Here is a 9,595-nt window from a genome sequence, read left to right on the forward strand (position 1 = left end):
GGCCCATGAAGGGTACCGGCTGTTGGCCCGGGGGCTGCTCCATCGCCGCGATCAGGGTGCTGACGTCCGGCTCATCCCACTCCTTGCCGGCGTGGGCCAGGATGGCGCGGATGAATTCGCCCCGGAAGGGCAGCGGCCAGTAGTACAGCGTGTAGTCGGTCATTGTCAGGGTTCCTCCGGTAGGCTGGTGAGCCCATCAACCCTTAGGGAACTCCCTGACAGCCGATAAAGTTCAACTGGGAATGGCGGCGTCCATGCGCGCCGGGTCGACTTCGGTGACGAAGGGACCATCCGTCCACAGCAGCAGGCAGCGCACCGGCAGGCCGGGATACAGCTGACTGAGTGCTACGCGATAGGCGGCCATCTGCGATACGTACAGCTGGGGAATGTCCTCAGCCGTCCGGGGTGGCGGGCGGTTGGTCTTGAAGTCGACGATGCGCACGTCGGCATCCGTCACCACCAGCCGGTCGATCTGGGCCGCCAGGGGCCGCGTGCCCACTGTGCCCACCAGCGGCACCTCCGACCGGCTGCCGGGTCCGAACAGGGGCGCGAACTCCGCGTCTTCCAGCACGCGCAGGGTTTCGGCCAGGATCTCTGCCTGCTGGCCGGCGTCCAGGCCATGGGCGGGGCGGGCCAGCCAGCGGCGGGCGGCGGCGGGCCGCTCCGCCACCGGCATTTCCGGCAGCAGTTGCAACAGCTTGTGGATCAGGGTGCCGCGCTTGAAGCGTCGCGCCTCCCGCGTCTCGCCGTCACCCAGGGGGGAGCGCACGGCCGGTTCCTCGCCATCGGGACGGGATGGCGCCAGGGGGCGGGACGGGGCGGGTTCGGCCGGCGGCGGGGCCAGCAGCCAGGCGGGGGCGGCGGGGATGGCCTCGCCGCCCGCGCGCTCGGCACGCTGGGCCGGCACGGGACGGGTCTGCGGCTCGACCAGAACCCGGCCGTCGCCGCTCCATCCCTGGCGCGACACGGCGGTCAGGTCGAAGGCGCGGCTGGGCGCCAGCGTGGCCAGCGCCCGTTCGGTCAGGCGGAACCAGCTGTCGTCGCTGGTAGCCGTCTTGCCTTCATAGCCGCAGACGTGCAGCCGGTCCTCCGCCCGGGTCAGGGCGACGTACAGCAGACGACGGTATTCCTGGTCGCGGCGCCGGTCGGCGGCGGCGCGGGCGGCGCGGGCCTTGGCGTCCTCCTGCTCGCGCCGGGGGGCGTACAGCGGAACGGCCGGGCCCCGCCCCTCATCGTCGGCGTGCGGCCACAGGATGCGGGGGCTGGTCACCGGCTTGCGCGTGGTGTCAGGCAGGATGACGACCGGCGCCTGCAGACCTTTGGAGCCGTGGACGGTCATGATGCGCACCTGCCCGCCCACGGGGCCCCGGTCCTTGGCCCCGGTGTCCAGTTCGCGCTTCACCTCCGTCCGCCCGGCCGCCAGCCAATGCAGGAAGGTCTGCAGCGAGGGCGGGTGGGCACGGTCGAAGCCCAGGCACAGGCTCAGGAACTCGTCCACCGGATCGATGGCCTCGGCGCCCAGGCGACCCAGCAGGGCCCGGCGGCCGCTGACGGCATCCGCCGGGCACGGGCGGGTCAGCAATCCCGCGAACAGCTCATAGGGGGCCGTGTAGTCGACCTCACCCAGCAGGCGGCGCAGCCAGGCGTGGGCCGGCTGGAAGCGGGGGTCCGTCTCCGCCCGCTTCACCAGCGCCGGCCACAGGCTACCGCCGCGCCCATGGGCCAGGGTGAACAGCGCGTCCTCGTCCAGGCCGACGAAGGGGCTTTTCAGCACGGTGGCCAGGGTCAGGTCGTCTTCCGGCATCAGCAGGAACTGTCCCACCGCCATCAGATCCATCACCGCCAGCTGTTCGGTCAGCACCATGCGGTCCACGCCCGCCACCGGCACGCGCCGCTCCTTCAGCGCCCGCACCAGCTGCTGGACGAAGGCGTTGCGGCGGCGGACCAGCACCAGGATGTCGCCGGCGGTCAGGGGGCGGCCGCGCGCCTCCAGCACCTCCCCCGACGCGATCCAATGGGCGATCTGGTCGGCGATGACGGTGGCCAGGCGGGCCTGGGGCCTGTCCTCCGGCTCATGATGCAGGGGCGGGGCCCAGGCCGGCGTCTCAACCCCGTCACCGGGCCGCACCAGGGGCCACAGCTCCACCTTGCCCGCCATGCCCTGGCGGAAGGGGCGGTGGTGGATGGCCTGGCTGGACACGCCGTCGCGGGCCTCATCCTGGGCGAACACCCCGTCCACCGCCCGCAGCACGGCGCCGACGGAGCGGAAGCTGGTCTCCAGGTCCACGATGGCCCAGGGCCGTTCCGCATCCTGCACGCGTGCCTGGAAGGTGCGGCGCATGCGGGCGAACTCCGCCGGATCCGCGCCCTGGAAGCTGAAGATGGACTGCTTCTCGTCACCCACCACGAACAGGGTGCGGCGCGCGTCCGACTGGCCCTCGCCGGCGAAGAACTCCTCCGCCAGGGCGCTGACCACCCGCCACTGCTCCGGGTTGGTGTCCTGCGCCTCGTCGATCAGGATGTGGTCCAGGCCGCCGTCCAGCTTGTACAGCACCCAGGCGCAGGCCTGGGCGTCCCCGGTCAGCAGGGCGCTGGCCGCCAGGATCAGGTCGTCGAAGTCCAGGACCGCGCGGGCGTCCTTCCAGCGCTGATAGCCTTCCAGCATGCTGCCGGCCAGGGTCAGCAGGCTGGCGGTGGAATGGGCCACGGTGACGGCGCGCAGGCGTTCCTGCAGCTCCATCAGGCGCTGGCCCTCCTGGGCCAGGATGTCGGCGGTGCGCGGGTTGGCGGCCAACGCGCCCTTGGTGGCCAGGCGGGACCGCACCGTGCCCTCCGCCGTCAGGAACAGCTGGCGGTAGGCGGCGATGTCGTTCAGCCGGCGGTCGATCTGGTCCAGCCACAGCTGGATGCCCAGGCCGCGCTTCACGTCGGTGTCGGTGCCCTCCGCCAGGGCGGCGCAGGCGGCGCGCAGACCATTCAGGTCCAACGCCTCATCCCGGCAGCCGGCGGCCAGCACGCTGCCCTCCGTCTCATCCGGGGCGACGCCCAGGTGGCGGAACAGGGCGGCGACGGTGCCGTCCAGGCCCGCCTCCGAGCCGCCGCCGGGCTTGGCATGGGCCTCCAGGATGCGGCGGATGCGGCCGCGCTGGGCCACCAGGTCGGCCAGCAGCTCGGCGAAGCTTTCCTCGTTGAGGGCGCCGGCCAGGCGCTTCAGCGCCCGGCCCAGGGGCGTGTCCGGCCGGTCCTGCGCGCTGGCCAGCATGTGGGCCTGGGCCTCGGCCAGCGCCTCCGCCGCCGTGCGGTCGTCCATGACCTCGAAATTGGGCGGCAGCCGCGCCTCCAGGGGGAAGCGGCGCAACAGGGACTGGCAAAAGGCGTGAATGGTCTGGATCTTCATGCCGCCGGCGGTGTCCAGCACGCGGGCGAACAGGCGGCGCGCGGTCAGCACCTCGTCCCGCGTGGGCGGGCGGCCGTTCAGGTCGGCCAGCGCCTGGGTCAGGTCGCCATCGGCCATCACGGCCCAGCTTGCAAGGCGTTCTGCAATGCGATTCGCCATTTCGGCCGCCGCTGCCTTGGTGAAGGTCAGGCACAGGATGCGGCCCGGCGGGGTGCCGGCCAGCATCAGCCGCACCACCCGGTCGGTCAGCACCTTGGTTTTGCCCGTGCCGGCCGACGCCCCCACCCAGACCGACGTCTCGGGGTCGGACGCCTGGCGCTGCTTCACCGTGGGATCGATGGGGCGGATCATACCGTCGGTCATGCCTCACCCCCGTCACCCACCGACCATTCCGCCACCCGCGCCAGGTGCAGGTAATCGGAATAGCGCGGCGCCATGCCGGGCCGGGGCTGCGACCGGTAGGGTGTGTCCGGGCTGTCGAACAGGTCGATCAGCTGACGCAGGCCCTCCACCGCTTCCGCCGCAAGACGGGCCGGGTCCAGCTTCAGGGCCACCACCTGGCCGGCGGGCTCGCCCCCCGTCAGGCGCCAGAAGGCCAGCTGTTCCACCATCGGCGCCCGTATCCCGAAGCCGGCGGACAGGGCGATGGCGGCCTCTAGCGGCAGCTGCGGGGCGAAGCCCAGCTCCACCTCGCGCGCGCGGGGCGGGCTGCCGGTCTTGTAGTCGATGAGGGCGACGCTGCCGTCGGGGTGGCGGTCGATGCGGTCGGCCTTGGCGATGATCTCGAACGGCCTGCCCGCCGTCTCCAGCGTCAGGCTGCCCCGCGCCTCCGTCACCAGGGGCTGCACGCCGCCGGCCCGCCGGTCGCGCTCCAGCGCCACGAACCAGGCGGCGATGCGCTCGAACCGGGGCCACCAGAAGGTTTCCAGGCTGGGCAGGCCGCTGTAGGGGGCGAAGGCCTGGCGCCCGAAGCGCAGCAGCTGGTCCAGCGCGTCATCGGGCAGCAGGGTGCCGGGGTTGGCCTTGATGAAGGCGTCTAGCGCGTCGTGGATCATGGTGCCCCGGTCGGCCGCGCCGGGATCGGCGTCCAGCGGATCCAGCGCCTCCAGCCGCAGCACGTGGCGGGCGTACAGGGCATAGGGGTCGCGCATCCAGGTCTCCACCTGGGTGACGGACAGGCGGCGCGGCCGGGCGGCCACCGGCGGGCGCGGCTCCGGCGGGGCGCAAGGGCGCACGGCGGCCGGGGTGTCCATGGACTCGGTCCAGCTGGTCCAGCGGCCCATGCCCGTCCTCAGGGCCGCCGGACGGCCCAGCGCCTTCAGCACGGTGTCCAGCCGCAACAGCCAGCGCGAGGGCACGGTGGGCGTGCCCTCCACCCGTTCCGACCGGGTCAGCACCACCACGGGCGCGCCGCAGGCCTGGGCGAAGTCGTGCGCCGTCTGGCCCAGATGGCGTTCCGGCGTGGGCAGGCCGAAGCGCTGGCGCATGGGGCGCGACAGCCAGGGGTCGGCCTTGGGCTGCGGCGGCCAGGTGCCCTCGTTCAATCCCCCCAGGATCATGAGGTCGAACTGCTGCAGCCGGGCCTCCAGCAGGCCCAGGATGTACAGGCGCGGGTGCAGGCCATAGCGGGGGCGCACGGCGCGGCCCACCATCAGGGCGCTGATGACGGCGGCATAGTCCGGCCCGCCCAGTTCCGGGAAATCGGCGCCGGCGTCCTGGACCTCGTGGACGAAGGTGGCCGCGGCCTCGCCGTCGTCCAGGCGCCACAGACGCTCGGCCCCCGGCTGGCTGTCGCTGGCGGCCAGGGCCTCCGCCGTGCGGGCGTGCAGGTCCAGCCAATCTGCCAGCGTCCTGCCCGTGCCGCCCATTGCCGCCAGCAGGGGCCGCAGGATCGCCTCCAGCCCGTCGACGAACGCGGTCAGGCGGGCGCGGTGGGCGTCCGGATCGCCATGGGCGTCGAAACGGCGCGGCTCCGCCTGGGCCAGCGCCAGGCGCAGGCCGTCGAAACCGTCGGCCGGCCGGGGGCCGCGCAGCACCGCGCGCTCCAGGTCGCGCACCTGGGCACGGAAGAAGGACGGATGCTGACCGCCCGCCGCCAGCGGATGCTTCAGCAGGGACAGCAGGGCCAGGGGTGCCGGCTCCGCCGCCCAGTCGGCCAGCAGACGCAGATAGCTGCCCACCGCGCTCTGGGTCAGCGGCAGGCCGGCGCTGTCGTTGACGGCGATGTCCCAGCGTTTCAGCGCCAGCGCCACGCGCCGCGCCAGGTCGCGGTCGGCCGTCACCAGGGCGGCCGTCCTGCCCGGCGTCTCCAGCGCCTCGCGCATCATCAGGGCGATGGCGGCCGCCTCCTCCTGCGGGGTGGCGGCGTCCAGGCGGGACAGGCCGGCCAGGGCGGCCTCCGCCTCGGTCGCCAGCGGGCCGGCGCCCAGGTCCTGCCAGGCTTCCGTCGTGCCGGCGGGGCGCAGGGCCTCCCCGATCAGGCGCGCGCGCGCGGGCGATCCTTGGCGGGCGCGCAAGGCTTCGGGCAGCGGATCGGGCAGGGGCCAGGGGCGCACCTCCGCCCGCCGGGCGTCCAGCCGCTCCAGCAGGCGCTTCAGGCCGTACTGGGGATGGGCCTCGTCCAGGTCCTGCCAGGTGGCCTCGTCGCAGTCCAGGTCCAGGCCGGGCAGGACGACGGCGCCCTCGGGCAGGGCCGCCACCACGGCCAGCAGGTCGGCGGTGGCCGGGATGCTGCCGGTGGAGCCGGCGGCGATGACGGGGCCGGGCGGCGGGTTGGCGCGCCACGTGTCCGCCAGGGCCCTCAGCCGCAGCTCCCGCTCCCTGGCCGGATCCACGCCGCCCTCATCCGCCAGCAACGCCGGCCAATGCTGGGTGATGATCTCCAGGAACTTCAGCGTCACCTGCCAGTGCCGGGCATAGTCGTCCGGCACCAGGCGGGTCAGGTCCTCGAACCGGCAGCCTTCGGTCTGCACCTCGTCTAGCAGGCCCGCCAGCTCGCCCGCCAGACTGACGGCCTGGGCCGGGGTGGCGGCCAGGCCGGGCGCCCGCATGACCAGGCGGGCCAGCAGCAGCTGGCGGCGCAGGGCCGGCACCGCCTGGGGCAGATCGGTGCCGCCCTGGGTGAACACCACCTCGTCCGTGTCGACGTCGCCCAGGGGCGACAGGCGGGGCAGCAGGATGGGCCTGCCCCCCGACAGCCGCAGGAAGGCCTCGCGCAGGGACCGCACGGCGCGGACCGTGGGCAGCAGCACCGTCACCCGCGACAGGGCCAGCGGGTCGTCGCCCATGCGGTCCAGGATGCCGGCCGCCAGCGCGTCCACGAAGGGCAGTCCGGGCGCGATGGTGAACAGGCGCGCCCCGCTGGTCTGGTCCCAGCTCATGGGGTCAGGGCTCGGCCGTGCGCGGCTGGCTCAGCTTGGCGTTGTGCGGGATGGGGTGGCCCAGCAGGGTGTTCACCTCGTCCACCGCCTCCGGCGTGCCGACATGGAACCAGACGCCGTCGTGGCGCATGCCGTACAGGCGCCCGGCCTCCTCCGCCTGTTGCCAGAGCTTCAGGTTGGAAAAGCGCGTCTCGGTGATGGCCTGGTACAGTTCCGGCTTCACGATGTGCACGCCGGCGAAGACAAAGGGCGCCAGCTCGCCCTCGGCGCGATAACGCAGGCGGCCGTCGGCCTCCATGTGATAGTCGCCGGGCCCGTCATAGCCCACGGCGGCCACCGTGGGCATCAGCAGCAGCAGCGCGTCCATGACCGCCGGGTCCCAGGTGGCGGCCAGGCGCTTCAGCGCCGGGGTGGGCCCGTCCAGCCACAGGATGTCGGCGTTGACGACGAAGATGGGGTCGGTTCCCAGCCGCGGCAGGGCGTGGCGCACGCCGCCCCCCGTCTCCAGCAACTCATCCTCCGGCGACAGGGTGATGGCGGGGCTCCGCCGGTCGGCCAGATGGCTTTCGATCATGGCGCCCAGGTGATGGGTGTTCACCACCGCGCGCGCCACACCGCTTTCCGCCAACCGGTCCAGGGCGTGGTCCAGCAGGGGGGCGCCGCCCACCTCCACCAACGGTTTGGGCCGGGTCAAGGTCAGGGGGCGCATGCGCAGGCCCAGGCCGGCAGCCAGCACCATGGCGGTATGGGGAACGGGGATCGAGGCGGCGAGGGAAAGCGGACGGGCAACAGCGGGCATCGCGTCAGAAACTCCGGACGATGGTATCGGCGTCAAGATTAGCGGGCAGATGGCGTTCCACCCAATGGGCAATGGGGGACAGGGCGGGATGGCGGATGGCGCCGGTGAACTGGCCCCACACCCGGGGCAGGAAAGACAGTTGAGGCGCGCCGGCGGTGGCCTGGGCCAGCTGCGCCACCCGGCCCAGGATGCGGGCGTGGCGCACGGCGCCCAGGATGGCGGCCGACGCCGCGAAGGCCGTCTGGTCGATGCCGGGAAAGGCAGCCAGATAGCGCCGCATCATGGCCTGGCGCAGGTCCTCCGGCACGTCGCGGCGCGCATCCTCCAGCAGAGACACCAGGTCATAGGCGCGCGGGCCGATGCCCCCGTCCTGAAAATCCAGCAGGCCGCAGGCGGCGACGCCGGCGCGGCCCGCCAGCCGCATGAGGTTGCCGGGGTGGTAATCACGCAGCAGCAGGGTGGGTGGCAGGGTCAGGGCGGCCGGCAGCACCCCCTCCCACGCCTGGGCCAGATCGTCCCACGCGCCGGCGGGCAGGGCCCGGCCGCGCACGGCCGGCGCGAAGGCGTCGGCGAACAGCATCACCTGGTCGCGGAACAGGCCCATGTCATAGCGTGACAGGTCGGGTGCCGCGGCGGGGACGAAGCGCTGATGCAGGGCCACCAGCACGTCGGTCGCCACCTCGTACAGCGGCTGCCAAGGCTCCTTCCCGCCATCCAGCAGGCCGGCATAGTCCTCCGCCCCGAAATCCTCGATCAGCAGCAGGCCCTGCGGCTCGTCGCCGGCCAGGATGACGGGCGCGGACAGGGCGCAGTCGCGCAGCAGGCCGGCGATCTGGACGAAGGGCGGAACCTGGCTGGCCGCCACCTCGTCCCGGCAGTCCATCAGGATGGCGGTGGCGTCGCGCCCGTCGCCTTCCGGCCGTGTCAGACGCTCATACCGCCGGGCCGACCAGTCGGCACCCATGGGCTGGCGCCGGGCCGCGCCCCAGCCGGCCCGGTCCAGGAAACGGCGGATGACGGTCTCGCGGGGCGGGGTATCGCGTCTCATGGCTTGAAACCTTCCCAATTCAGGAGGCCCAGTCGATGGTGGCCAGGCGGGGACCCCAGGCGCCGAAACCCGTCAGGGTCGCACGGCGGCTGTCGGGCCCGATGATGGCGAGGTTGAGGTCCAGTCGGTCGGCGGGCAGCAGGGGGCCCAGGCGCGCGGGCCATTCCACCAAGGCCACGCCGCCATCCCGAACCTCTTCCCACCCCAGCTCCAGCACCTCGTCCGGTTCCGTCAGGCGGTAAAGGTCGAAGTGCCACAGGGGGAAGCCGGGCAGGTCGTAGGTCTGCACCAGCGTGAAGGTGGGGCTGGGCACCTCCTCCTCCGCGTCGCCCATGCTGCGGATCAGGTGGCGGGCGAAGGCCGACTTGCCGGCCCCCAGGTCGCCCGACAGGGCCACGACGTCGCCGGGGGCGAGATGGCGGCCCAGCTGGGCCGCCAGCCGCGCCGTCGCCGCCTCGTCGGCCAGATCCAGGGTCAGGGCGTGGGGCATGGGCATCCTGAAGAAGGGTAGGGGCGGGCGATTCGCGCGATTCTGCGGCCCGCAACGTTACGGGGGCAAGCGCCGTCGGGACGCACCCGTGAACTGGGCAGTTGATTAGCGCATCAATTCGCGTGATGAAAGCAACCCGAACCGCTGACCCGCCCCGCGCCCGCGCCAGGAGTTGACGAGAGCCCATGTCCAATCCCCTTCCGACCATCACCCCCGGTGGCATCCATCGCACCGATGTCTGCATCATCGGTGCCGGCCCGGTGGGCCTGTTCGCCATCTTCGAATGCGGCATGCTGAAGCTGGACTGCCACGTGGTGGACGCGCTGGACATGGTGGGCGGCCAGTGCACCGCCCTCTACCCGGAAAAGCCCATCTACGACATCCCGGGATATCCGCAGGTGGAAGCGGCCACACTGATCGACCGGCTGGCCGAACAGGCCGCCCCCTTCAATCCCAACTATCACCTGGGGCAGCAGGTCAC

At 72.8% G+C, this 9,595-nt stretch carries 6 protein-coding genes; 1 reads left to right on the plus strand and 5 read right to left on the minus strand.

The window, feature by feature from the left end; all coding sequences use genetic code 11:
• Window positions 1-232 precede the first annotated feature (232 nt).
• Genes addA through tsaE form a run of 5 tightly spaced genes read right to left on the minus strand, consistent with a single transcriptional unit; the run spans window position 233 to window position 9,114 of the window.
• Complete coding sequence (gene addA / locus I55_RS17750) at window positions 233-3,760, minus strand: double-strand break repair helicase AddA (RefSeq protein WP_044561914.1); 3,528 nt, start codon at window positions 3,758-3,760, stop codon at window positions 233-235.
• Entirely contained in the window at window positions 3,757-6,777 is a 3,021-nt protein-coding gene (addB, locus tag I55_RS17755; protein WP_044561915.1) for a double-strand break repair protein AddB, read from the minus strand. Before addB ends, addA begins: the two co-directional genes overlap by 4 nt.
• Before the next feature lie 4 nt (window positions 6,778-6,781).
• Window positions 6,782-7,576: a nucleotidyltransferase family protein gene (locus tag I55_RS17760; protein WP_044561916.1), complete on the minus strand. Its 795-nt coding sequence runs from the start codon at window positions 7,574-7,576 to the stop codon at window positions 6,782-6,784.
• Window positions 7,577-7,580: 4 nt separating this feature from the next.
• Window positions 7,581-8,624: an aminoglycoside phosphotransferase family protein gene (locus I55_RS17765; RefSeq protein WP_044561917.1), complete on the minus strand. Its 1,044-nt coding sequence runs from the start codon at window positions 8,622-8,624 to the stop codon at window positions 7,581-7,583.
• A 19-nt stretch (window positions 8,625-8,643) separates the two neighbouring features.
• Complete coding sequence (tsaE, locus tag I55_RS17770; RefSeq protein ID WP_044561919.1) at window positions 8,644-9,114, minus strand: tRNA (adenosine(37)-N6)-threonylcarbamoyltransferase complex ATPase subunit type 1 TsaE; 471 nt, start codon at window positions 9,112-9,114, stop codon at window positions 8,644-8,646.
• A gap of 185 nt (window positions 9,115-9,299) precedes the next feature.
• Between tsaE and I55_RS17775 the strand changes: the two genes are divergently transcribed.
• On the plus strand, window positions 9,300-9,595 hold a 296-nt coding region (locus I55_RS17775), incomplete at its 3' end, for a ferredoxin--NADP(+) reductase (RefSeq protein ID WP_044561918.1).

It is taken from the genome of Azospirillum sp. B4, from assembly GCF_000333275.1.
In the GTDB taxonomy this organism is placed as follows: Bacteria; Pseudomonadota; Alphaproteobacteria; order Azospirillales; family Azospirillaceae; genus Nitrospirillum.